This is a genomic window from Flavobacterium sp. Root935 (assembly GCF_001429295.1).
Lineage (GTDB): Bacteria > Bacteroidota > Bacteroidia > Flavobacteriales > Flavobacteriaceae > Flavobacterium.
This window is the reverse complement of sequence record NZ_LMJL01000010.1, coordinates 391,950-418,921: the sequence shown is the minus strand read 5'-3', so window position 1 is coordinate 418,921 and position 26,972 is coordinate 391,950. Positions and strand designations below refer to the sequence as shown.

The following is a 26,972-nucleotide window of genomic DNA, read 5'->3' as shown; positions in this document are numbered from 1 at the left end:
AAAAAAAAATACTGCAGTGTTTTTTGTTCTTAACTGATTTAATAATTTAATTGATTGAAATTATGGACAATTTAAAAAAATTGAATTTTACAGAGTTAAATCCTTCTGAGATGAAATTAGTGCAAGGGGGAGGCTGGGTTGATGATGTGGTAAAAATAGTAGACTTTTTAGGTGGTAATCTCGATGCGGCTGCGGCGTATCTTGGTATTACTGTAGAAGAGATACGTAGGTTGTTAGNAAAAAAAAGCTTCTCATTTGAGAAGCTTTTTAAGTTGTGATTATTATTTAAATCTTTAAGGTAATTACAGGTTTCACAGCGTGATTGACTAACCCTTCGCTTATGCTTCCGTTAAAGAAGTGTGCAAAACCAGTTCTTCCATGTGTGCACATTCCTATTATGTCAGCGTTTATTTTGTTAGAGAAATTAATAATTCCTTTTTCAATATTGGTGTCATTGTAGGTTTGAGCTGTGTAATTGGTGATGCTAAACTGATCTATAAATTCATTAATGGCTTTCTCGGCAACGTGTGTAGGTTTAAAGCTGTTAGGAGTGCATATGTTTACAAGGTGTATTTTTGAGTCAAAGAATTTTGCAAAATTTAAAAGTTTTTCAAAAGGTTTTTTTGCTTCTTCTGAAAAATCAGAAGCGAAAACAATATTAGTAGCATTAAAATTCGAAATATTTTCCTTGATAACTAGAACGGGTATTTCTGAATTTCGAACAACTTTTTCAGTATTAGATCCAATTAATAATTCTTCGACACCAGAAGAACCGTGTGAGCCCATTACGATTAAATCTACATCATGATCTTTGCTGATTTGAATGATACCGTGTATTGGTTTGTCCATTTTTACGATTTCGGTTACCTCTATTCCGTCCAGATAAGGTCTTGCAGAAACTTCGTCCAGCATTTCATTTGCTTTTTTCATAAAAAGCATACTTTCGGGAATGCTGATTCCGCCCAGAATGGCGTCGTTTGCTTGATGTGGTAATTCAAGCATGTGCAAAATAATGATCTCAGAATTGTTTCTTTTAGCAATTTGAGCAGCGACTTTTAAGGCGTCTTCTGCATGTTCTGAAAAATCGGTAGGTACTAAAATTCGTTTCATAGTTTTGAGGATTAATTGTATGAATAATTCAGTATTTTAATGCTTATATAAAGATAAGAAATATTTTTAGAGCAATCAATTTATTTGATTTATAAAAAAATCACTATATTTGCACTGTTATTTATTAAAATCTAAATAATGAGGGGACTAAATGTCCCCTCTTTTTATAAAATTATGACATTTAAAGAAAAAGTAAACGGATTAATTACGGAAGCTCTTCTGGAAAAACCATCTATCTTTTTGATTGATTTGGCAGTTTCGGATTCTTTTAAAATTAGTGTTGGTTTAGACGGTGATAATGGAGTGGCACTGCAGGATTGCATCGATATTAGTCGTGCAATAGAGAATAATCTGGATCGTGAAGAGCAGGATTTTTCGCTTGAAGTAGCATCAGTTGGAGTAGGGTCGCCTTTAAAATTAATAAGACAATACAAGAAAAATATTGGTAGAACGCTGATTGTTACTACAAATACTGAAAAAATCGAGGCAGAATTGATAGAAGCTAATGATGTTTTTATAATTTTGTCTTGGAAAGCAAGAGAACCGAAAAAAGTAGGAAAAGGAAAAGAAACAGTTCAAAAAGAGCAACAAATACCTTATACAGAAATTAAAGAGGCAGTTGTTACGGTAACATTTTAATTTTAATTAAAAAATTCGCATGGAAAATTTAGCATTAATCGATTCATTCTCAGAGTTTAAAGATAATAAACTTATTGATCGTGTAACGCTTATGGCAATTTTAGAGGACGTATTTAGAAATGCATTAAAGAAAAAATACGGTTCAGATGAAAATTTCGATATCATTATAAATCCTGATAAAGGGGATATGGAAATTTGGAGAAGAAGAGTAATTGTTGCCGATGAGGATCTTGATTTTGAAAATGAGGAGATTACATTGACTGAAGCAAGAAAAATTGAAGCGGATTTTGAAATTGGAGAAGAGGTTTCTGAAGAAGTAAAATTAATTGATTTAGGAAGAAGAGCTATCTTAGCGCTTCGCCAAAATCTAATATCTAAAATTCATGAGCACGATAATACAAATCTTTACAAACAATTTAAAGATATTATCGGTGATATTTATACAGCAGAAGTACATCACGTACGTCCTAGAGTAGTTATTTTGGTTGATGACGAAGGAAATGAAATTGTTCTTCCAAAAGAAAAACAAATTCCATCTGACTTTTTCCGTAAAGGAGATAATGTTCGCGGTATTATTGAAAGCGTTGAATTAAAAGGAAATAAACCTCAAATTATTATGTCTAGAACTTCAGAAAAGTTCTTAGAAAAATTATTTGAACAAGAAATTCCAGAAGTTTTCGACGGTTTAATTACAGTGAAAAATGTAGTTCGTATTCCTGGAGAAAAAGCAAAAGTAGCTGTTGATTCTTATGATGATAGAATTGATCCAGTAGGTGCTTGTGTGGGAATGAAAGGTTCTCGTATTCATGGAATTGTTCGTGAATTAGGAAATGAAAATATTGATGTAATCAATTATACAAACAACATTCAATTGTTTATTACAAGAGCATTAAGCCCTGCAAAAGTTTCTTCTATCAAAATTGATGAAGATAACAAAAGAGCTGAAGTATTCTTGAAATTAGAAGAGGTTTCTAAAGCAATTGGTAGAGGTGGTCACAATATCAAATTAGCTGGTCAATTAACTGGTTATGAATTAGATGTTATTCGTGAAGGAGATGTTGCCGGTACTGTTGCAGATGAGGATGATGTTGAATTAACAGAGTTTTCAGATGAAATCGAAGAATGGGTAATTGAAGAGTTTGCTAAAATAGGTTTAGATACTGCAAAAAGTATCTTGAAACATGAAGTAGAAGATTTAGTAAGAAGAACAGATTTAGAAGAGGAGACAATTCTAGATGTTATGAAAATACTAAAAGAAGAGTTTGACAGCTAAGAGATAGCTGATTCTGCTCTAACAACACAACGAAAAAGGTAATAATAAAAAGGTTATATGTCTGAAGAGAGAGTAATAAGAATAAATAAGGTTTTAAGGGAATTAAATATTTCGTTAGAAAGAGCTGTAGATTATCTAAAAGATAAGGGAATTGCTATTGATGCAAATCCTAATGCAAAAATTTCTGATAGTGAATTTAATATCCTTCAAAGTCAATTTGCGGGCGATAAGGGGAATAAGGAGGCTTCAAAAGAGGTTGGAGAAGAGAAAAGAAAAGAGAAAGAAGCATTGCGTGTAGAACGTGAAAAAGAAATTGAAGACAAACGCAGACAAGAAGAAGAGCGTCAAAAACAGCAAGAAATAATAAAAGCTAGAGCTGTTGTTTCAGGACCTGTACAAGTTGGTAAAATCGACTTGAATCCAAAAAAACCTGCAATTACTCCTTCTGAAGAAACAACTAAGGTTGAAGAACCAAAAGCAGTTGTTACACCTGTGCAGTCAGAAAAACCAGTTCAAAATGAAACTGTAAAATCTGAACCAGTAGTATCACAGCCGGTTTCGGAAACAAAAAAGGTTGAAAAACCTATTATTACTGAGAAAAAAGAAGTGAAATCAGAATCTAAAGCTGCGCAGGAGCCAATCGTATCGACTGATCCAGCAACTTCAGAGGAAACGATCACTACTCAATATCAAAAGCTTTCAGGAACAACTCTTACAGGGCAGACAATTGACTTGTCTCAATTTAATAAGCCTAAGAAAAAGAAAGAAGATCCTAAAGCGGCTCAGAATAAACCGGGTACTCCTGGGGCTGGTGGTAATAACGCAAATAAAAATAAGCGTAAAAGAATTGCTCCTAAACCTGGAACTCCTGGAGCGCCAAAACCTGCAACTGGTAATAACGCACCTGGAACGCCAAACCCAAATAAAATTACGCCAAATAATAATGGTGGAGGTTTTAATGCTAACAGAAGTGCTAGACCTGGTTTCGTAAAAGGAAATCGTCCTGCGATTGTAGCTAAAGTTGAGCCAACAGAAGAAGAAGTAAAAAACCAAATTAGAGAAACTCTTGAAAAACTTCAAGGTAAAGGAGGGAAATCTAAAGCGGCAAAATACAGAAGAGATAAAAGAGAAACGCACCGTCAGAAATCTGATGATGAGCAGAGAGCACTTGACGAAGGAAGTAAAACTATTAAGGTTACGGAATTTGTTACTGTAGGTGAAATTGCAATCATGATGGATGTGCCGATTACAAAAGTAATTGGAACTTGTATGTCTCTTGGAATCATGGTAACCATGAATCAGCGTTTAGACGCTGAAACATTAACTATCGTTGCAGATGAGTTTGGTTACGATGTAGAATTTATTACAGTAGATATCGAAGAAGCGATTGAAGTTGTAGAAGATAAAGAAGAAGATTTAGTAACAAGAGCGCCAATTGTTACAGTAATGGGTCACGTTGACCACGGTAAAACATCTTTACTGGATTATATTCGTAAAGAAAATGTTATCGCGGGTGAATCTGGAGGTATTACACAGCACATTGGAGCATATGGAGTTACTTTAGATAATGGACAAAAAATAGCTTTCTTAGATACTCCTGGTCACGAGGCGTTTACCGCAATGCGTGCACGTGGAGCTCAAGTTACAGATATTGCTATTATTGTAATTGCTGCGGATGATGATATCATGCCGCAAACTAAAGAGGCAATCAGTCACGCTCAAGCGGCTAATGTGCCAATTATATTTGCGATCAACAAAGTTGATAAGCCAAATGCTAACCCTGATAAAATTAAAGAAAGATTGGCAGGTATGAATTTACTTGTTGAAGACTGGGGAGGAAAAATCCAATCTCATGATATTTCTGCAAAAACAGGATTAGGAGTAAAAGAATTACTTGAAAAAGTTTTATTAGAAGCTGAAATCTTAGATTTAAAATCGAATCCAAATAAAGCGGCTCAGGGAACTGTAGTTGAAGCTTTCTTAGATAAAGGAAAAGGATATGTTTCTACAATTTTAGTTCAACACGGAACTTTGAAAATTGGAGATTACATGTTGGCTGGAAAACATCATGGTAAAGTTAAAGCTATGCATGATGAAAGAGGGCATACTGTTTTACAAGCAGGACCTTCAACACCAGTTTCTGTTTTAGGTTTGGATGGAGCTGCTACTGCAGGAGATAAGTTCAATGTATTTGAAGATGAAAAAGAAGCAAAACAAATTGCATCTAAACGTTCTCAATTAATGCGTGAACAATCTGTACGTACACAAAGACATATTACACTTGATGAAATTGGTCGTCGTATTGCTCTTGGTCAGTTTAAAGAATTAAATGTTATCCTTAAAGGAGACGTTGATGGATCTGTTGAAGCATTATCAGATTCGTTCTCTAAACTTTCTACAGAAGAAGTTCAAATTAATATCATTCATAAAGGTGTTGGTGCAATTACAGAAACTGACGTTAACTTAGCTTCTGCATCTGATGCAATTATTATTGGATTTAACGTTCGTCCTGCAGGAAATGCTAGACAGCTTGCTGATAAGGAAGAAATCGATATCCGTTATTATTCTATTATTTATGCTGCTATCGATGACTTGAAAGATGCAATGGAAGGAATGTTAGCACCAGAGATGAAAGAAGAAGTTTTAGGAACTGCGGAAATCCGTGAGATTTTCAAAATTTCTAAAGTAGGTTCAATTGCAGGTTGTATGGTAACAGATGGTAAAATCTTGAGAAGCTCTAAAATTAGAGTTATTAGAGATGGAGTTGTAGTTCATACAGGTGAATTAGTTGCTTTAAAACGATTCAAAGATGATGTTAAAGAAGTAAGTAAAGGTTATGATTGTGGTATTCAAATAAAAGGATTTAATGACATTGAAATCAACGATGTAATTGAAGCTTACCATGAAGTAGCTATTAAAAAGAAATTGAAATAATATTCAATAAATTATATGTAAAGTCCCAATGCAAATTGGGACTTTTTTTGTGGTTATGTTTAATTGCTGGCTTATTTTTTTATGAATTAAATGTGTAATTTAGTTGAATCAATTTTATAAAACTTATTGAATATGAAACTAAGAATATGTACAATTTTTTTGTTAATTAGTTTTTCTTCTTTATGCTTTTCACAGCAAGCTGTAGAGAAAGCTGCGCCTCCTGCTGGTAATGCATTAGTTGGAGATTACTATGGATCAGATGTTTCAAATGGTTCACTTAATAAGGCGGTTTCGGTTGAGAAATTAGAGAAAGATTTAAAGATTACTAACAAAATCGAAAATGTAGCTGTAAAAGGCGAAGTGACAGATGTCTGTCCAAAGAAGGGATGTTGGTTGAGTCTTAAGACTGAAGATGGATCTGTTTTCTTTGTTAAAATGAAAGATTATGCTTTTTTTGTTCCTACAGCACTAAAAGGTAAAAATGTAGTTTTAGAAGGTGTTGCTGAGAAAAAAGTTACTTCTGTTGAAGAATTGAAACATTATGCAAAGGATGCTAAAAAGACAAAAGATGAAATAGATGCGATCAAGTCACCAAAAGAGGAAATAAGATTTTTAGCGAATGGAATTAAAGTAGTAAATTAATTGTTACTGCGATTAAAGTATTAAAATTTTGATATAAAACTGATTTAATGAAGTTTGGACAATATTGCTTCAGTCTATAATTAAAAAGAAGGTTTTGTTTTAAAATGATTGTTTTTACTTATGTTTAAGGAATTGTAGTCACTATCGAGAATATAAAAAAAGCGAGATATTTATCTCGCTTTTTTAGTGTCTTATTTTCCAGGTTTGAGTAAAAAAACGCTTTTGTATCTTTTTTTAATTTCGGCTAAATTTCTTTCAGCTTCTATTCTGGTTTTAAAGTTTCCTACAATTACTTTATAATTTGGAGTGCTAAATATAATTGTTCCGTCAATGTTTGAATTTTCCCTTTTAAAATCCGACAGTGTTTTTTTTGCTTCATCGCTTTTCCCGCTGAAGATTTGGATTCGATAAGTATCGTTTGTATTTATTGACGTGTTAATTTTACGTTTGTCATTTAACAATTGCTCAAATTTAGGATCTTGATTCAATGTTAAATTTTGGTCTTGTGCGTTAATGTTATGCGCAAAAGCAATCGTTGTAATTGTTAATAAAAGGCTTTTTGAAGGACTTAAAATTCTCATAATGTGATGGTTTTTATGCAAAAATACTATTTAAAGTTTGAGTGTAAAATTTTAATATTATTTAGAATTGATATAAATTGATATTTAAGGGTATTTTAAGGTTTTGAGAATAGTTCATAAGTCGTATTTTTGTGCAAGTTTTAAAAGAGGGTGTGTGTTTTTACTGAATCTAATACAGAAAAAATCATACCAAAAATTAGTAGACAATTATTTATACTATATGAAAAAGGTGGGTAACCATAATTCGATCTCAAGAAAATTGCTGTTTGGCTTATCGCTGACGTTAATTTTCTCCCTAACTTCATTTGCTCAAGATGCTGCTGCTCCGGCGGCGCCTGAAGCTGCGGCTGCTGCTCCTGCTGCAGGTGGCGGTGATCCAGTAAAAGGGAAGGAACTTTTTAATGCAAATTGCGCTGCATGTCACAAATTAGATGCTAAATCAACTGGTCCTGCTTTAAGAGGGGTAGCTGCTAAGCATGATATGGCTTGGATTTACAAGTGGGTGCATAACAGTTCTGACATGATTAAGTCAGGTGATCCTGTTGCTGTTAAACTTTTTGAGGAAAATAACAAAGCTGTTATGACTTCGTTTCCTCAATTGTCTGAAGGAGATATTGATAATATTATAGCCTATACTTCTGAAGTAAAAGCTGATCCTGCAAAGGCTCCTGGGGCTGCAACGCCTCCTGGTACTGATGTTCAAGGCGGTGGAATTTCAAATAACATTATTTTAGGAGCTCTTGCTCTTGTAATGGCTATTTTAGTTGTGATGTTGTTCATGGTGAACAAGGTTTTAACTAAAGTTGCAAATAAAAATGGTATTGAAGTTGCTCCAAAAGAAGCTAGAACTCCAATCTGGAAAGCTTTCGTTAAAAATCAATTCTTGGTTTTAGTGACTTCTATCTTTTTGCTTTTGGCAAGTGGTTATTTTGTATACGGATACTTGATGCAAGTAGGTGTAGATCAGAATTATGAGCCAATTCAGCCAATTCACTATTCTCACAAAATTCACGCTGGTGATAACGAAATCAATTGTAAATATTGCCACTCTGCTTCTCGTGTAAGTAAAACAGCTGGAATTCCTTCATTGAATGTTTGTATGAACTGTCATAAAAATATTTCTGAGGTTGCTGAAACAACTGCTACTCCTGAGTACAGTAAAGCTTTCTATGATGCGCAGATTCAAAAATTATATGATGCTGTTGGATGGGATAAGACTAAACAGGCTTATACTGGAAAAACTCAACCTGTAAAATGGGTTCGTATTCATAATCTTCCTGATTTTGTTTACTTCAATCACTCACAACACGTTTCTGTTGCTGGAATTGAATGTCAAACTTGTCACGGACCAGTTCAAGAATTTGAAATCATGAAGCAATACTCTAAATTAACAATGGGATGGTGTGTGGATTGCCACAGAAAAACTGATGTTAAGATGGAAGGTAACGCTTACTATGATAAGATTCATGCTGAACTTTCTAAAAAATACGGTGTAGAGAAATTAACTGCAGCGCAAATGGGAGGTTTAGAATGCGGTAAATGCCACTATTAATCGATTTATTAAGATTTTAATATATATATACAATGTCATCAAACAAAAAATACTGGAAAAGTGTTGAAGAGCTAGAAAATAGCTCTATTGTTGAGGCGCTTAGAAATAACGAGTTTGTTGAAGAAATTCCTACTGATGAGTTTTTGGGTAACGCTGATGCTTTATCTACATCAGGGACTTCACGTCGTGACTTTTTAAAGTACGTAGGGTTTAGTACTGCAGCTGTTACATTAGCTGCCTGCGAAGGTCCTGTTCACAAGTCTATCCCTTATGTATTACAACCAGAGCAAATCATTCCTGGTGTTGCGGATTATTATGCAACTACAGTTTTTGATGGTTTTGATTTTGCTAATCTTTTGGTGAAAACTCGCGAGGGTCGTCCAATTAAAATTGAAAACAATAAAATTGCAGGAGCTAAATTTTCTGCGAATGCTAGAATTCATGCTTCTATATTAGGGTTGTATGATAGCGGTCGTTTGAAAGAGCCTAAAGTAGATGGAAAAGATTCTACTTGGTCTGCTGCTGATCTAAGAATCAAATCTAGCTTAGCTGATGCAAAAGCTAAAGGTGGTCAAGTTGTATTGTTAACTAATACTTTAGCAAGTCCATCTACAGAAAAATTAATTGCTGAGTTTATTGCTAAAAATCCTAATGCGAAGCATGTTGTCTATGATGCAGTTTCTTCATCTGAAGCTTTAGATGCTTTTGAATCTGTATTTGGTGAGAGAGCTTTAGTAGATTACGATTTTTCAAAATCTTCTTTAATTGTATCTGTTGGTGCTGATTTCTTAGGAGACTGGCAAGGTGGTGGATATGACACTGGATATGCACAAGGACGTATTCCTCAAAACGGAAAAATGTCTCGTCACTTTCAGTTTGAATCAAATATGACATTATCTGGAGCTGCTGCAGATAAGCGTGTTCCAATGACTACAGCTGTTCAAAAACAAGCTTTAGTTCAAATTTATAATATTATTGCAGGTGCTTCTGTTCCTGTGGCTTTAGATGAAAAAGTTAAAGCTGAAGTAGTAAAAGCTGCTCAGCAACTTAAAGCTGCTGGAACAAAAGGAGTTTTAGTATCTGGAATTGAAGATAAAAATGCTCAATTACTAGTATTAGCTATTAATCAAGCATTGGCTAGTGAAGCTTTCACTACAGCTGGAGCAAGACAAATTAGAAAAGGTTCTAATGCAGTTGTTGCACAGTTAATTAAAGATTTGAACGCTGGAAGTGTTCATACTTTAATTATGAGCGGAGTTAATCCAGTTTATACATTAGCTGATTCTGCTGCTTTCGTATCTGGATTGAAAAAAGTTAAAACTTCTGTTGCTTTTGCATTAAAAGAAGATGAAACTGCGTCAATTGTTACAGTTGCTGCACCGGCTCCTCATTATTTAGAGTCTTGGGGTGATATTGAATTGACAAAAGGAACTTATAGTTTGACTCAACCTACTATTCGTCCTATCTTTAATACAAAACAATTTCAAGACGTTTTATTATCATTAAATGGTACTCCGGGTACTTTTTATGATTATATAAAAGCAAATTCAGGAGTGTTTACTGCTGGGTCATCTTGGAATAAAGTATTGCATGATGGTGTTTATGTATTTGGTGCTACTGCTTTGGCCGGTGGTGCAATTGATGCTACTGCTGCTGCAAGTGCTGTTGCAAGATCTAAATCAGCTGGAGACTTTGAGTTAGTATTGTATACTAAAACGGGTATGGGTGATGGACAACATGCAAATAACCCTTGGTTGCAAGAATTTCCAGATCCAATCACAAGAGTTTCTTGGGATAACTATGTTACTGTTTCAAATGCTGATGCTAAGAAAATCGGTTTGTCAAATGAAATTGTTGCAAACGGAGGTTTAAATGGTAGTTATGCTACTATTACGACAGCTGACGGAGTTAAATTGGAAAATGTTCCAGTTATCGTTCAGCCAGGTCAAGCAGTTGGAACTATTGGTTTAGCTGTTGGTTACGGACGTAAAGCATCTCTAAAAGAAGAAATGCAAGTAGGTATTAATGCTTACGCTTTATATAAAGGATTTAATGGAGTTCAATCTGTATCTATCGTTAAAGCTGGTGGAGAACATGAGTTTGCTTGTGTTCAAGGTCAAAAAACTTTAATGGGTAGAGGAGATATTATTAAAGAAACTTCTTTAGAAGTATTTAATACTAAAGATGCAGAACATTGGAATGAAAAACCAATGGTATCTTTAGATCACCAAGAAGTAGAGGCTACAACAGTAGACCTTTGGGAATCATTCGACCGTACAACTGGTCATCATTTTAATCTTTCAATTGACTTAAACGCTTGTACTGGATGTGGTGCTTGTGTTATTGCTTGTCACGCTGAGAACAACGTTCCTGTTGTAGGAAAAGCGGAAGTTAGAAGAAGCCGTGATATGCACTGGTTGCGTATCGATAGATATTATTCTTCTGAAAGCACTTTTGAAGGCGATAACGAAAGAAAAGAAGGAATTGCTGGTTTATCTAGTTCATTATCTACATTTAATGAGATGGAAAAACCTGGGGATAATCCTCAAGTAGCATTCCAGCCAGTAATGTGTCAGCACTGTAACCACGCACCGTGTGAGACAGTTTGTCCTGTGGCTGCTACATCTCATGGTCGTCAAGGTCAAAATCATATGGCTTACAACAGATGTGTTGGTACTCGTTATTGTGCAAACAACTGTCCTTATAAAGTACGTCGTTTCAACTGGTTCTTATATAACAAGAATAGTGAATTCGATTATCATATGAATGACGATTTAGGTCGTATGGTATTAAATCCAGACGTAAACGTTCGTTCTCGTGGTGTTATGGAAAAATGTTCTTTCTGTATCCAAAGTACTCAAGCTGTAATTCTTCAAGCAAAACGCGAAGGAAGAGTAGTTGCAAAAGATGAGTTTAACAATGCTGTTGCTTGTTCTGCTGCTTGTTCTTCTGGAGCTATGATTTTTGGAGACGTTAATGATAAAGAAAGTGAAGTTGCTAAACTTGCTGAAAGCGAAAGAGCATATCACTTATTAGAGCATGTGGGTACAAAACCAAATGTTTTCTATCATGTTAAAGTTAGAAATACTTAGAAAAATTATTAATTAAGAAACAATATAAAGGATTATGTCGTCTCATTACGAAGCACCCATTAGAAAACCTTTAGTTATAGGTGATAAATCATATCACGATGTAACTGTAGATGTGGCAGCGCCTGTTGAAGGACCTGCAAATAAACAATGGTGGATTGTATTTACAATCGCATTAGTAGCCTTCCTTTGGGGGTTAGGTTGTATAATTTACACCGTATCTACCGGTATCGGAACATGGGGATTAAATAAAACAGTTGGTTGGGCTTGGGATATCACTAACTTCGTTTGGTGGGTAGGTATTGGTCACGCCGGAACATTAATTTCTGCGGTATTATTACTTTTCCGTCAACGTTGGAGAATGGCTATTAACCGTTCTGCAGAAGCGATGACTATCTTCTCGGTAGTACAAGCAGGTCTATTTCCAATTATTCACATGGGACGTCCATGGTTAGCATACTGGGTTTTACCTATTCCAAATCAATTTGGATCTCTATGGGTAAACTTTAACTCACCATTACTTTGGGACGTATTTGCGATTTCAACGTATCTTTCAGTATCATTAGTTTTCTGGTGGACTGGTTTGTTACCTGACTTTGCAATGCTTCGTGATAGAGCTATAACTCCATTTAATAAAAGAGTTTATTCTATCTTAAGTTTTGGATGGAGTGGTAGAGCAAAAGACTGGCAGCGTTTTGAAGAAGTATCTTTAGTATTAGCTGGTTTGGCTACTCCTCTTGTACTTTCTGTACACACGATTGTATCTATGGACTTTGCTACTTCTGTAATTCCTGGATGGCATACAACAATTTTCCCTCCTTACTTCGTTGCGGGAGCGGTATTCTCAGGATTCGCAATGGTTAATACATTGTTGATCGTTATGAGAAAAGTTTCTAATCTTGAAGCATACATTACATTACAACATATTGAATTGATGAATATCATTATTATGATTACTGGTTCTATTGTTGGGGTTGCTTATATTACTGAGTTATTTGTAGCTTGGTATTCAGGAGTAGAGTATGAGCAATATGCATTCTTAAATAGAGCTACTGGACCTTACTGGTGGGCATATTGGTCGATGATGACTTGTAACGTGTTCTCTCCTCAGTTCATGTGGTTTAAAAAATTAAGAACTAGTATCATGTTCTCATTCATTATTTCGATTGTAGTAAATATCGGAATGTGGTTCGAAAGATTCGTAATTATTGTTACTTCTTTACATAGAGATTACCTTCCATCTTCTTGGACAATGTTCTCACCAACATTTGTTGATATTGGAATTTTCATTGGAACAATTGGTTTCTTCTTCGTATTGTTTTTATTGTATTCAAGAACTTTCCCTGTAATTGCTCAGGCAGAGGTTAAAACAATTTTGAAAGGAACAGGAGATAATTACATTAGAGAAAGAGCAAATAAAGATTCACATCATGAGTAATAAAGTTATATACGCCATTTATAATGACGATGACATTTTGATGGATGCAGTAAAGAAAACTAGAGCTGCTCATCATCATATTGAAGAGGTTTTTACTCCATTCCCAGTTCACGGATTGGATAAAGCTATGGGACTAGCACCAACAAGATTAGCAATATGTGCTTTTTTATATGGATGTGTTGGTATTTCTGTTGCAACAACTATGATGAGCTACATCATGATTCATGACTGGCCGCAAGATATTGGAGGTAAACCAAGTTTTAGTTTTATACAAAACATGCCTTCTTTTGTGCCAATTATGTTTGAGATGACTGTATTCTTTGCAGCTCACTTAATGGTAATTACTTTTTATATGAGAAGTAGATTATGGCCTTTTAAAGAAGCTGAAAATCCAGATGTTAGAACAACAGATGACCATTTCTTAATGGAAGTTGCTGTAAATAATAACGAAGCTGAATTGGTTTCTTTCTTTGAAGGAACGGGTGCGGTTGAAGTTAAAGTAATAGAAAAGAATTAATTGTAGCTATGAAAAGGATATATAAAATAACACTTTTAGTTGGTATAACTATTTTAGTTTCATCTTGCCACAATAATTCGGCACCGAACTATCAGTATTTCCCTAATATGTATGAATCTGTAGCTTATGAGCCATATACAGAAGCAAAGATATTTAAAGGAGGAAAAGAAGGACAGCTTCCTGTTGCAGGAACTATTAATAGAGGTTTTGAGCCTTATGAATATGAAAATTCAACTGCTGGTTACGAATTGGCAAAAGCTAATTTAAAATCTCCTTTGGATTCTATTGAAAGAAATTCTGGAAAAGGTAAAGAGCTTTTCGAGATTTACTGTATCAGCTGCCATGGCGCTACTGGTAATGGTAAAGGTAAATTGGTTGAGAGAGAAAAATTTCTTGGAGTACCTAGCTATAAAGACAGAGAAATCACTGAAGGAAGTATCTTTCATGTTGAGACTTATGGTTTAAATGCAATGGGTTCACATGCAAATCAATTAAGTGCTCACGAACGTTGGTTAGTTGCTGACTATGTTCTGAAACTAAAAAGCCAATTATAATTGTTGAACAAACTGATCGTAATAGATATGTATACATTTTCAAGTAAATTAAAAACTTTTTCTATCATCTTAATGGCCGTTGGTTTATTAGGAATTGGGTATGGTTTTTTAAGTGCGCCAAAAGATATTCAAGAAGTTGAAAAAATACTAGCTGCAGAAGAACATGGTTCTCATGGTGCTGCACATGAAGAAAAAGCGGAGGCATCTCATAAAGAAGAAGGTCATCATGCTGCTGCTGAAGCTGCACATGACACTCACAAAGGTGCTGAGCACGCTGAAGTTTCTGGTGCTAATGAACACGAGAAACATTTAGAGCACGTATTGCACCAATTACAAAACAAACCTTGGTCTGCAGTATATGTAGCTTGTATTTTCTTTTTACTGCTTTCTATGGGAGTTTTAGCTTTTTATGCTATTCAACAAGTTGCTCAGGCAGGTTGGTCTCCAGTTTTATTTAGAGTAATGCAAGGTATAACAGCTTATTTACCAGCTGGTTCAATTATCTTTTTTATAATTTTAGTTTTATGTGGATTACATTTCAACCATATTTTTGTATGGTTAGGTGAAGGTGTAACAGATCCTAATAGTCCAAATTATGATGCTATTATTGCAGGTAAGTCAGGATATTTAAACTTTCCTTTCTGGATAGCAAGAGCTTTCATCTTTTTATTAGGGTGGAACATCTACCGTCATTTTTCTAGAAAAAACTGTTTAGCACAAGATGAGGCAAACGATGATCTTTACTACAAAAAGAATTTCAAAGCTTCTGCTGGATTCTTAGTATTCTTTATTGTTTCTGAGTCTATTATGTCTTGGGATTGGATTATGTCTTTCGATCCACACTGGTTTAGTACTTTGTTTGGATGGTACGTATTTGCTTCGTTCTTCGTAAGTGGAATTACTTCGATTGCTTTAGTGACTATATACTTAAAATCTAAAGGATACTTAGAGTATGTAAATACTAGTCATATTCACGATTTAGCTAAATTTATGTTTGGTATTAGTGTATTCTGGACTTATTTATGGTTCTCTCAATTCATGTTAATTTGGTATGCTAATATTCCAGAAGAGGTAACTTATTTCGTAACACGAATTCAATTATATAACCTTCCATTCTTTGGGGCGGTTGTTATGAACTTTGTTTTCCCATTATTAATATTAATTAATACTGACTTTAAACGCCTTAACTGGGTTGTTGTTATGGCTGGTGTTGTAATATTATTAGGTCATTATGTTGATTTCTTTAATATGATTATGCCTGGTACAGTAGGAGACAAATGGTTTATTGGAGTTCCTGAAATTGCATCTATTCTTTTCTTCTTAGGTTTATTTATATTTGTTGTATTTACTGCATTAACTAAATCTCCTTTGCTTGCAAAAAGAAATCCTTTCATTGAAGAAAGTAAACATTTTCATTATTAATATTTAAAGAAGTAAACAGATGACAAGTTTGTTGGTAATTATAGTTTTAGTTTTATTAGCAGTTGCATTATGGCAATTGACCAAGATATTTGATCTTACTCAAGTAGGAGCATCTTCGGACGATTCTCAAGTTGCATCAGATAATGATAATAACATTCAGGGATATATTTTGTTTGGCTTTTTAGCGTTCATCTATATATTTACTATTTATGGTTTACTAAAATGGGGTAATTTAGCACTTCATACTCCTGCATCAGAGCATGGACTTTTAGTAGATAATTTAATGAATATTACTTGGGTTTTAATTTTTACTGTTCAAGTTATTACTCAAGGTTTATTATATTGGTTTTCTTTCAAATACAAAGGGAATAAAGATAAAAAAGCATTGTTTTTTGCTGATAGTAATAAATTAGAGGCAATTTGGAGTATTATTCCTTCTGTTGTTTTAGCTTGTTTAATTCTTTATGGATTGTATGCTTGGAACAATATCATGTTTGTTGATAAAGATGAAGATGTTATAGAGATTGAATTATATGCTCAACAGTTTAAATGGACTGCAAGATATGCAGGTGATGATAATACTTTAGGTAAAGCTAACGTGAGATTAATTGAAGGTGTAAATACTTTAGGAGTAGATATGTCTGATAAAAATTCTCAAGATGATATTGTAGTTTCTGAATTACATATCCCAAAAGGAAAAAAAGTGCATTTTAAAATGCGTTCTCAAGACGTTTTACACTCAGCTTACTTTCCTCACTTTAGAGCACAAATGAACTGTGTTCCTGGTATGGTTACTGAATTTGCTTTTGTTCCAACTTATACTACTGCTGAATACAGAGAGTTGCCATTTATGGTTGAAAAAGTTGCGCATATCAACAAGCTAAGAGCTGAAAAAAGTGTTGATTTAGTTGCAAAAGGAGGTACAGCATTAGATCCTTATACATTTGATTATTTATTATTATGTAATAAAATTTGTGGAGCTTCACATTATAACATGCAAATGAAAGTTGTTGTAGATACTCCAGAAGACTACAAGAAATGGTTAAGTGAGAAAACTACTTTAGCTCAGGATATCAAAGCGGCTGCGGCTGCTGAGAAACCAGCTGCTGAAGGAGCTGCACCAACTACAGACACTGCTGCAAAAGTAATCGATACTGTTAAAGCAGTTGTTGATACAGTTAAAGCGGCTGTAGCTAAAGTTGCGATGAAATAATATTATTAAGAAAATTTAAAGTACACATATATGTCAGCAGAAGCGCACGATCACGATCACGGACACGATCACGAGCACGAACATCATCATAAAGACACGTTCATTACTAAATATATCTTTAGTATTGATCACAAAATGATTGCTAAGCAATACTTGATTACTGGTATTGTTATGGGAGTAATTGGTATTGCAATGTCCCTGCTTTTCAGAATGCAATTGGCATGGCCAGAGGAGTCTTTTAAGATATTTAATGTTTTATTAGGAGATAAATTTGCACCTGATGGTGTAATGGCAAATGATATTTATTTAGCTTTAGTTACAATCCATGGTACCATCATGGTATTCTTTGTACTGACAGCTGGTTTGAGTGGAACTTTTAGTAATTTACTTATTCCGCTTCAAATTGGTGCAAGAGATATGGCTTCTGGGTTCATGAATATGATTTCATACTGGTTGTTTTTCATATCTGCTGTAGTAATGTTATGTTCTTTATTTGTTGAGGCTGGACCAGCTTCTGCAGGTTGGACAATTTACCCTCCATTAAGTGCTTTACCACAAGCGATTCCAGGATCTGGTACAGGTATGACTTTATGGTTAGTTTCAATGGCTATCTTTATTGCATCTTCATTAATGGGATCATTAAACTACATTGTAACAGTTATCAATTTAAGAACAAAAGGAATGTCTATGACTAGACTTCCACTTACAATCTGGACATTTTTCGTAACAGCTATTATTGGTGTTATTTCTTTCCCAGTATTGTTATCTGCAGCTTTATTATTGATTTTTGATAGAAGTTTTGGTACTTCATTCTTCTTATCAGATATCTATATTGCAGGAGAGGTTTTACATTATCAAGGAGGTTCTCCAGTATTGTTTGAACACTTATTCTGGTTCTTAGGTCACCCTGAGGTTTACATTGTAATTTTACCTGCAATGGGTCTTGTTTCTGAAATTATGGCTACGAACTCTCGTAAACCAATCTTCGGATATAGAGCGATGATTATGTCAGTTCTTGCTATTGCATTCTTATCTACTATCGTTTGGGGTCACCATATGTTTATTTCAGGTATGAATCCTTTCTTAGGATCTGTATTTACTTTTACAACTTTATTGATTGCAATTCCATCCGCTGTAAAAGCATTTAACTGGATTACAACTTTATGGAAAGGTAATTTACAATTCAACCCTGCTATGTTATTCTCAATTGGAATGGTTTCTACTTTCATCACTGGAGGTTTAACTGGAATCATTTTAGGAGATAGTACTTTAGACATTAACGTTCACGATACTTACTTTGTAATTGCTCACTTTCACTTAGTAATGGGTATCTCTGCACTTTATGGAATGTTTGCTGGTATTTACCACTGGTTCCCTAAAATGTACGGAAGAATGCTAAATAAAAATTTAGGTTATATTCACTTCTGGGTAACTGCGGTTTGTGCTTATGGAGTTTTCTTCCCAATGCACTTTATTGGATTAGCTGGTTTACCAAGACGTTATTATACGAACACAAACTTCCCATTATTTGATGATTTACAAAATGTAAATGTTTTGATTACAACATTTGCTCTTGTAGGAGGTGCGTTCCAATTAGTATTCTTATACAACTTCTTTAGTAGTATTTTCTACGGTAAGAAAGCAGTTCAAAACCCTTGGAGATCTACAACTTTAGAGTGGACAACTCCAGTTGAGCATATCCACGGAAACTGGCCAGGAGAAATTCCTCACGTATACCGTTGGCCGTATGACTACAGTAACCCAAATCATGATGTAGATTTTGTACCTCAAAATGTACCAATGAAAGAAGGTGAAGAAGTTTTACACCACTAGAAATAAAATAATTAAAGGCTGTCAGAGATGATAGCCTTTTTTGTTTAGTTAAAGTTTTGAACGTTCAGTTTTACTATTTTACAAAACTAATTAGTTTCTATATCTTTGTAGGATGAATGAAAATCTAGATCCTACTACGAAAGGATATAACCCAGAAGAATTAGATCTTGAAAAAAGATTGCGTCCGCTGTCATTTGATGATTTTGCAGGACAAGATCAAGTTTTGGAAAATTTGAAAGTATTTGTTGCTGCAGCAAATCAAAGAGGTGAAGCTCTTGATCATGCTTTATTTCATGGGCCTCCAGGTTTGGGAAAAACAACACTTGCCAATATCCTAGCCAATGAGTTAGAAGTTGGCATTAAAATTACTTCGGGACCTGTTCTCGATAAGCCTGGTGATTTAGCTGGTTTGTTGACAAATCTCGACGAAAGGGATGTTTTATTTATTGATGAGATTCATCGTCTAAGTCCAGTTGTTGAAGAATACTTATATTCGGCAATGGAGGATTTTAAGATTGATATCATGATTGAATCAGGTCCGAATGCGAGAACTGTTCAAATCAATTTGAATCCTTTCACACTTATTGGAGCTACCACAAGATCAGGTTTGTTAACGGCCCCAATGCGTGCTCGTTTTGGAATTTCTTCACGTTTACAATATTATACTACAGAACTTTTAACGACAATTGTTGAAAGAAGTGCTTCTATATTAAAAATGCCAATTGCCCTTGATGCTGCGATTGAAATAGCTGGTCGTAGTAGAGGAACTCCTCGTATTGCAAATGCTTTACTTAGAAGAGTTCGTGATTTCGCACAAATAAAAGGTAACGGTACCATAGATTTAGAGATCGCTCGCTATGCTTTAAAAGCATTGAATGTTGATGCTCATGGTTTGGATGAAATGGATAATAAAATCTTGCTTACAATTATTAATAAATTTAAAGGAGGACCAGTAGGACTTTCAACTTTAGCAACGGCGGTTAGTGAAAGCAGCGAAACTATTGAAGAAGTTTATGAACCTTTTTTGATTCAAGAAGGATTTATTATGCGAACACCTCGTGGTAGAGAAGTTACAGATAGGGCCTATAAACATTTAGGAAAGATAAATACAAACATTCAAGGTGGATTGTTTTAATTCATATAGACATGTCTATCAGTAAAAAATACAATTATCCGCTTAAGCTTTCTATTTTTAGATTTTTCTTGGATGCAGAAGGAGTTCGAAGAAATCCTATCCCGTATCATGAAAAATACTTTAGAAATTTTGGTGATTCTTTTTCTATAAAAATTGGAAGTTCACGTCATATTATCTTATCAAGGGATAATGAAGTAGCGCAATACATATTACAGAAGAATCAAAAAAACTATCATAAGTCTAAGTTTCAATCTGTTTATCTTTCTAAATATTTAGGAAAGGGGCTTTTGACTGTTGATGGCGATTTTTGGTTAAAACAAAGAAGACTTATCCAGCCTGCTTTTCATAAACAAAAAATGAATCAACTGGTTGAAAATATGAGATTGACTATTATTTCGGAGTTAGATGGACTTGTTGAAAACAAAAAGGTTGATCTTTTTCCAATAATGAGTGAATTGGCATTTAATGTTGTTGCTAAATCATTATTTCAGTTTTCGATACCAGAAGAAAAATTAAATCGTATTAAATTTATTATTGAAGAAGTTCAGAATTTTTTAATTAAAGAAATTAGGCTTCCTCATAAAGCTTGGTGGTTTTCTGTTAGCGGTCAAGTTAAAAAACATCTTGCACTAGCCGAAGAGAATAATAGCATAATTCAAGAGATTATTGAGGAGAGGACCAACTCAAGAACTGAGGTAAATGATTTACTTAATATGCTTCTTGAAACCCGTTATGAAGATACTGGTGAGGGAATGTCTGTAAAGCAATTAATAGATGAAATAAAAATTTTATTTATAGCTGGACATGAGACAACTGCAAATGCTTTAACTTTTACATTACACTTATTAGGAAATAATCAGGAAGTACAGCAGAAAGTATTCGATGAAATCACAAAAATTGAATCTGAGACGGATGATGTTGTGGAGCAGCTTCAAAGAATGACCTATACTAATGCGGTTTTAAATGAGTCTATGAGATTGTATCCGCCTGCATGGATAACAGATCGCCAAAATGTAGAAGACGATCGATTAGCAGGGTTTAATATTAAAAAAGACACTTTGATTGGTGTTTCTTTTTATGAATTACATAGAAATCCAAAATATTGGGAAAATCCACATGCTTTTAATCCAGATCGATTTTTAGGAGAACAAAGAAAGCAATCTATGCAATATTTTTATCCTTTTGGAGCAGGACCCAGAATGTGTATTGGAGCTGGTTTTGCCATTTATGAAATGTGTCTTGCTATTTCTTATATAGTTAAAAAGTACAAAGTTATTTCTGCTGGAAGTACTGTGAACTTTAATCCGTTAATTACATTAAAACCTGTTGGAATAGAAGTTACTTTTTCTAAAAGATAATGATTAATTCTAAAGAGAAATATTCGAATTTTATAAAAGCCGAAGCTAAAAGACTCGGCTTTCTTTCTTGCGGAATATCGAAAGCAGGATTTTTAGAAGACGAAGCACCTCGGCTTGAAAAATGGCTTAATAATAACCATAACGGGAAAATGGCTTATATGGAAAACCATTTTGATAAACGTTTGGATCCAACTTTACTGGTTGAGGATGGAAAAAGTGTTGTTTCCCTTTTACTTAATTACTATCCAGAATCTTTGCAGAATGATGAAAGTTTTAAGATTTCAAAATATGCGTATGGACAGGATTATCATTTTGTAATTAAAGATAAACTAAAAGAATTTTTACACTCTATCCAAGAAAATATTGGAGAAGTATCTGGACGTGCTTTTGTTGACTCCGCACCAGTTTTGGATAAAGCCTGGGCAGCAAAAAGCGGCTTAGGATGGATTGGAAAAAATAGTAATTTAATTACTCAAAAAGTCGGTTCTTTTTATTTTATAGCGGAATTAATTATAGATTTAGAATTGGAATATGACCATGCAGTAACAGATCACTGTGGATCTTGTACAGCCTGCATAGACGCCTGCCCGACTCAGGCAATTGTTGCACCTTATGTTGTAGATGGAAGTAAATGTATTTCTTATTACACCATCGAATTGAAAGAAAATATTCCTTATGAAATGAAAGGAAAATTTGATGAATGGATGTTTGGCTGTGATACCTGCCAAGATGTTTGTCCATGGAATCGTTTTTCTAAACCTCACTCTGAACCTTTGTTCAATCCAAATCCAGATCTAATTTCTTTTACCAAAAAAGATTGGATTGAAATAACAGAAGAAACATTTAAACTTGTTTTTAAAAACTCTCCAATTAAAAGAACAAAATTTGACGGATTAAAACGTAATATTAAATTTTTAGAATAAACTTTTTTTTTGACTAATATATTGATATTCAGTGTATTTAAATCTCCTGAATCTACCTTGCTTTCATTTTGTTTCTTACGAAAAATATGTGTTTTTGTCAATAAATTCTGTAGGAATTTAATTTAATCATAATTCTTTAAGAAATTTTGATCTGTTCATTATCAAATCTTTACATTTTTACTCTAAAATAGACTTCAACAATTGTTAAATATGGTTGTTTGACGAGTTTACCTGCACTTTGTCGACAATTGTCGTTGGAATCTCTTCCTTATATATACTTTCGTCGCTCCAAAACTACTTTACAAACTAAAAAAACAATTTTGTATTGAACCTATCATGACTATGGTCCAAACGCTACATTATTTATTTATAGGTCTTTATGAGACTTTTATTGCATTTGCAAAATCCATTTATTCCTTTTTTTCGTATTTCACATACACACTAAAATCAATCATCAATTTTTTAGTGCTTAATATTTCTGTTCCACAAACTCAAGTTGTCTATGCGTAACTTTACTTTTAACTTGTCTAGATTTTCTAGGCACATCTTTCTTATTGTTTTTTTATTAATCTGCACTTACAATGCTTCGGCTCAGTTTTACACTAAGCATTACATTGCACCGGCTCCTTGGCAATACTTTAGTAAAGCTAATGAAATTGTTATTGCAACAAATTCTACAACTCCGGTTACAATTGAAATATTAAAAAGTGACGGTACTTTAATCACAAATTCTTTAACTGCTAGTAAAGGGTCTCCAGCAGTTTATAGATTTGCAGGTTTACCTAAAGATGCACCTGCATTAAAATTAAACACAGTTATAAATGCTGCTGGTTTAATAGTAACGGGAAGTAAACCGATATCTATAAATTTAAGAAATATTGCTTCTGATGCTTTAGGCGGTGAAGGAAGTGATAAAGATATAAAGGGAAACGCCGCATTAACAAGTTTTGGAGATGCAGGAATAGGTATTCGATATAGAATTGGATATTATCGAGATGGATCTCTTGGGAATTTTGGTGGTTATGGCGATCAACGCCCTATTTATAGTATTATGGCTATTACCAATGGTACGTCAGTAAAATTCAATAGTACGTTGATTACTTTAAATGCTGGTCAAAGTTATTTATTTACGGCACCAATAGGAACTTTAGTTGAATCTTCAAATCCTACTGTTATGAATACTTCTGCTGCTATTGACACGCCAGATGGTTGTGGTGATGGGGCTTATAACCAAATTCCTCCAGAAGCAGTTCTGGGTACAGAGTATTTTATTCAAAGAGGTAAAGGAAATGATACAGCAGAACAAACAACTGTTGTTGCAACAAAAGCAAATACAAAAGTAACAGTTGATACATTTTCTGCAACAGGAGTATTGACAGGGACGATTGAAAAAACTTTGTTGAATGCGGGTGATTTTTTTACATTCGGAAATGGTATTTCTAAAACTAATTTTTCTGCATCTAGAGTTTTCGCAACAAATACTGTTGCCGTATACTCGGGTACGGCAAGAGATTGTGAGGTAGATGTTTACACGATTGCTCCAGTATCTCAATGTGGAGGATCTAATTTTATTGAGACGGCAAAATTTAGAAATTATGGAGTAGGTTCTTTACCATACTTTGGATATGTCCTTTTAAAGGATGCTTCTTCAAAAGTATATGTAAACGGACAAGATATAGAAACAAAATCTGGAATTTCGGCTCGCCGTCAATTAGGAAATACTGGCTGGTACTTAATTAACTTTGAAGATACTCAAATAGGAAGCCCAGATGTTCTTTCTTTATCAAGTGACGCAAAATTAACAGTTTCAATAGTGCAGCAAGGAGGAGGATTTACAATGGCAGGTTTTTTCTCAAATTTTGCAGTTCAGCCTGAAGATCCAACTTTTAATTATATTTCTGGTGGTGGTTGTACAAATAATTCAGCATTATTAAAAACACAAACAGGATTATCTCCTTATCAGTGGTACTTAAATGGAGTAGCGATTGCAGGTGCAAATTCAGATACCTATACAGCTACTAAAACAGGTTCATATTCAGTTGCTTCGACTTTAACCTGTGGAGCTCAAACACAATCTAAACCTGTTTCAGTTACTTTATGTACGGATTTAGGTATTACCAAAACCGTTGATAATGCAACACCATGTGTAGGTTCTAATGTAGAATTTACTGTGAAGTTGAGTAATTTAGGAGGGAATAATTCTACCGGAGTTTCAGTAAATGATCTATTGCCAACAGGTTATACATTCGTAAGTTCAACTCAAACAACAGGGAATTATAACGCTACAACTGGTGTTTGGAGCATAGGAGATGTAAATGGAGGTGCTACAGAAACATTAAAAATAATTGCAAAAGTTAATGCCTCTGGCGTTTATACAAATACAGCATCATTACCATCTACAACAACAGATAGTAATGCTGCAAATAACTCAGCAAGTGTTTCAACTACGCCAAATCCATTGCCAACACTTACAATTAATAATCCAGCATCTGTCTGTTCTCCTTCAACAGTAGATTTAACTTCATCAACTGTTACAGCGGGAAGTTCATCAAATTTGACTTTTACTTATTGGACTAATTCGGCAGCAACAGCTGCTTATGCAACTCCAACTGCAGCGACAGCAGGTACTTATTATATAAAAGCTACGAATTCTTTTGGATGTTCTGTTATAAAGTCAGTAGTAGTAACCGTTGCAACTCCTCCAAATTCAGGAGTTTTGTCTGGGGTACAGAATATTTGTACAGCTGGAACATCAAACTTTACATCAAATGGCAATACAGGAGGAGTATGGACAAGTAATAATACTTCAATTGCTACGNAACTGGAGTTTCCTCAGGTACAGCAACAATAACATATAAAGTAACTGGAACAGGAGGTTGTTCAGATGCAGTTTCTACAAGAACAATTACGGTAACGACAGCACCAAATGCTGGAACTTTATCAGGAACACAAAATATCTGTATTGGCGGAACATCAACTTTTTCATCAAGTGGTGATACAGGAGGAGCATGGACAAGTGATAATACTTCAATTGCTACANAACTGGAGTTTCCTCAGGTACAGCAACAATAACATATAAAGTAACTGGAACAGGAGGTTGTTCTGACGTTACCTCTACGAGAACTATTACGGTAAATCCAACACCGATTGCTCCAACAGCTTCAGCACAATCATTTTGTTCAGCTGATAATAAAACAGTAAACGATTTAACGGTTACTACTGGAAGTAATTTAAAATGGTATACTCAATTAACAGGAGGTAATGCATTAGCTTCAACAGACATTTTAACAACCAGAACTTATTATGTAAGCCAGACTTCTGCAAGTGGATGTGAGAGTTCAAGAACCTCGGTAGATGTCACAATAAATCCAACACCAGTTGCTCCAACAGCTTCAGCACAATTATTTTGTTCAGCTGATAATAAAACAATAAACGATTTAACAGTTACTACTGGAAGTAATTTAAAATGGTATACTCAATTAACAGGGGGTAGTTCATTAGCTTCAACAGATATTTTAACAACAAGAACTTATTATGTAAGCCAAGCAACTAACACATGTGAAAGTGCACGAACTGCTGTAAGTGTAATTGTAACTACAACACCATCTACGCCAATATTGAGCAGTATCACTCAACCGACATGTTCGACTTTTACAGGAAGTTTTACTATTAACAATTATGATTCAACTTATAATTATATAATAACCCCATCAACAGGAGTTATCAATAACGCAGGTACAATTACAGCACCTACAGGAAGCTATACAATTTCTGCATCAATTAACGGATGTTCTTCTGGAAATGTAAGTTTTGTTATTAATTCAATCTTATGTGCCAATGCAGATTCATTCGGAACAAAAACATCTGGATTNAAATATTGGAAATGTAAAAACCAACGATACATTAAACGGTTTAGCGGTTACAGCAGCAAATACATCAGTAACACCAAAAACTGACGGAGTATTGAGTGTTGATGCAGACGGAGAAGTTACTCTTTCGGCAGATGCGCCAAGCGGGTCATACAGTATTACTTATGAAATTTGCGAAAAAAATACAGCGAACTGTAAAACAGCAGCAGCTACGGTTGATGTTGTAAATGGTTTAGTCGCCAATGCAGATTCATTCGGAACAAAAACATCTGGATCNAAATATTGGAAATGTAAAAACCAACGATACATTAAACGGTTTAGCGGTTACAGCAGCAAATACTTCAGTAACACCAAAAACTGACGGAGTATTGAGTGTTGATGCAGACGGAGAAGTTACTCTTTTGGCAGATGCACCAAGCGGGTCATACAGCATTACTTATGAAATCTGTGAAAAAAATACCGCGAACTGTAAAACAGCAGCAGCGACGGTTGTAGTAGACAATAAAATAAAAGCAGTTGTAGATACAATTACACCAATTAATGGAAATATTGGAGGAACGACGGTTGTATTAACAGCAAATGATACCTTAAATGACAATCCAGTTGTAATTGGAACTAATCCTGGTGAAGTTAGTATAAATATTGTTGGCACTTTACCAACAGGATTAACTTTAAATTCAAACGGAACTATTACAGTAAGTCCATCGACTCCAAAAGGAGATTACAATGTACAATATGTAATATGTGAAGTTGGCGCTGTACCTGCAAACTGTGATTCTGTGACTATAGTTGTACCAGTTACATCAGGCGATCTTGTAGCAAATCCAGACACTGTATCGTCAGTTGTCGGGTCAAATACAAATCAGACATTGAATGTAAATGTTTTAGAT

At 34.4% G+C, this 26,972-nt stretch carries 17 protein-coding genes and 3 pseudogenes; 18 read left to right on the top strand and 2 right to left on the bottom strand.

The window, feature by feature from the left end:
* Window positions 1–285: 285 nt before the first annotated feature.
* On the bottom strand, window positions 286–1,110 hold the full coding sequence (locus tag ASE40_RS12775; protein WP_057117461.1) for a universal stress protein: 825 nt from the start codon (window positions 1,108–1,110) through the stop codon (window positions 286–288).
* A gap of 174 nt (window positions 1,111–1,284) precedes the next feature.
* Between ASE40_RS12775 and rimP the strand changes: the two genes are divergently transcribed.
* From rimP to ASE40_RS12755, 4 genes are all read left to right on the top strand, one after another.
* Window positions 1,285–1,749, top strand: a complete 465-nt coding sequence (gene rimP, locus ASE40_RS12770; RefSeq protein WP_057117677.1) for a ribosome assembly cofactor RimP — start codon at window positions 1,285–1,287, stop codon at window positions 1,747–1,749.
* A gap of 19 nt (window positions 1,750–1,768) precedes the next feature.
* Window positions 1,769–3,022: a transcription termination factor NusA gene (gene nusA / locus ASE40_RS12765; RefSeq protein ID WP_057117460.1), complete on the top strand. Its 1,254-nt coding sequence runs from the start codon at window positions 1,769–1,771 to the stop codon at window positions 3,020–3,022.
* Between the two features lie 57 nt (window positions 3,023–3,079).
* Entirely contained in the window at window positions 3,080–5,956 is a 2,877-nt protein-coding gene (gene infB, locus ASE40_RS12760) for a translation initiation factor IF-2 (protein ID WP_057117459.1), read from the top strand.
* Between the two features lie 132 nt (window positions 5,957–6,088).
* Window positions 6,089–6,598: a DUF4920 domain-containing protein gene (locus tag ASE40_RS12755; RefSeq protein WP_057117458.1), complete on the top strand. Its 510-nt coding sequence runs from the start codon at window positions 6,089–6,091 to the stop codon at window positions 6,596–6,598.
* Window positions 6,599–6,789: 191 nt separating this feature from the next.
* Here ASE40_RS12755 and ASE40_RS12750 read toward each other — a convergent pair whose 3' ends face one another.
* Complete coding sequence (locus tag ASE40_RS12750) at window positions 6,790–7,179, bottom strand: SPOR domain-containing protein (RefSeq protein WP_057117457.1); 390 nt, start codon at window positions 7,177–7,179, stop codon at window positions 6,790–6,792.
* 220 nt (window positions 7,180–7,399) lie between these two features.
* On the opposite strand from ASE40_RS12750, the gene ASE40_RS12745 reads away from it, so the two are divergent.
* From ASE40_RS12745 to ASE40_RS22595, 14 genes and pseudogenes are all read left to right on the top strand, one after another.
* Window positions 7,400–8,731 carry a c-type cytochrome gene (locus ASE40_RS12745; RefSeq protein ID WP_057117456.1) on the top strand — a complete coding sequence of 444 codons (1,332 nt, stop codon included), beginning with the start codon at window positions 7,400–7,402 and terminating at the stop codon, window positions 8,729–8,731.
* Between the two features lie 32 nt (window positions 8,732–8,763).
* A complete protein-coding gene (locus ASE40_RS12740) occupies window positions 8,764–11,823 on the top strand; it encodes a TAT-variant-translocated molybdopterin oxidoreductase (protein ID WP_057117455.1) in 3,060 nt (1,019 codons plus the stop codon).
* Window positions 11,824–11,857: 34 nt separating this feature from the next.
* Window positions 11,858–13,258, top strand: coding sequence for an NrfD/PsrC family molybdoenzyme membrane anchor subunit (gene nrfD / locus ASE40_RS12735; protein ID WP_012023712.1), 1,401 nt, complete (start codon window positions 11,858–11,860; stop codon window positions 13,256–13,258).
* Entirely contained in the window at window positions 13,251–13,775 is a 525-nt protein-coding gene (locus ASE40_RS12730) for a DUF3341 domain-containing protein (RefSeq protein ID WP_057117454.1), read from the top strand. The genes nrfD and ASE40_RS12730 overlap by 8 nt, the downstream gene beginning before the upstream one ends.
* Before the next feature lie 8 nt (window positions 13,776–13,783).
* Window positions 13,784–14,329, top strand: a complete 546-nt coding sequence (locus tag ASE40_RS12725) for a c-type cytochrome (protein WP_057117453.1) — start codon at window positions 13,784–13,786, stop codon at window positions 14,327–14,329.
* Window positions 14,330–14,356: 27 nt separating this feature from the next.
* Window positions 14,357–15,751 (top strand): hypothetical protein, encoded by a 1,395-nt coding sequence (locus tag ASE40_RS12720; protein WP_057117676.1) that lies wholly within the window; start codon window positions 14,357–14,359, stop codon window positions 15,749–15,751.
* Between the two features lie 19 nt (window positions 15,752–15,770).
* Window positions 15,771–16,964, top strand: a complete 1,194-nt coding sequence (locus ASE40_RS12715) for a cytochrome c oxidase subunit II (protein WP_057117452.1) — start codon at window positions 15,771–15,773, stop codon at window positions 16,962–16,964.
* Window positions 16,965–16,994: 30 nt separating this feature from the next.
* Window positions 16,995–18,797 (top strand): cbb3-type cytochrome c oxidase subunit I, encoded by a 1,803-nt coding sequence (locus ASE40_RS12710; protein WP_057117451.1) that lies wholly within the window; start codon window positions 16,995–16,997, stop codon window positions 18,795–18,797.
* A 112-nt stretch (window positions 18,798–18,909) separates the two neighbouring features.
* Entirely contained in the window at window positions 18,910–19,932 is a 1,023-nt protein-coding gene (ruvB, locus tag ASE40_RS12705; protein ID WP_057117450.1) for a Holliday junction branch migration DNA helicase RuvB, read from the top strand.
* 11 nt (window positions 19,933–19,943) lie between these two features.
* On the top strand, window positions 19,944–21,290 hold the full coding sequence (locus ASE40_RS12700; protein ID WP_057117449.1) for a cytochrome P450: 1,347 nt from the start codon (window positions 19,944–19,946) through the stop codon (window positions 21,288–21,290).
* A complete protein-coding gene (gene queG / locus ASE40_RS12695; RefSeq protein WP_057117448.1) occupies window positions 21,290–22,213 on the top strand; it encodes a tRNA epoxyqueuosine(34) reductase QueG in 924 nt (307 codons plus the stop codon). Before ASE40_RS12700 ends, queG begins: the two co-directional genes overlap by 1 nt.
* 502 nt (window positions 22,214–22,715) lie before the next feature.
* Window positions 22,716–25,031: pseudogene (locus tag ASE40_RS22605) on the top strand (hypothetical protein); the annotation flags it as partial.
* Between the two features lie 250 nt (window positions 25,032–25,281).
* A pseudogene (locus tag ASE40_RS22600) lies at window positions 25,282–26,084 on the top strand (hypothetical protein); the annotation flags it as partial.
* 5 nt (window positions 26,085–26,089) lie between these two features.
* A pseudogene (locus ASE40_RS22595) lies at window positions 26,090–26,358 on the top strand (hypothetical protein); the annotation flags it as partial.
* Between the last annotated feature and the right edge of the window lie 614 nt (window positions 26,359–26,972).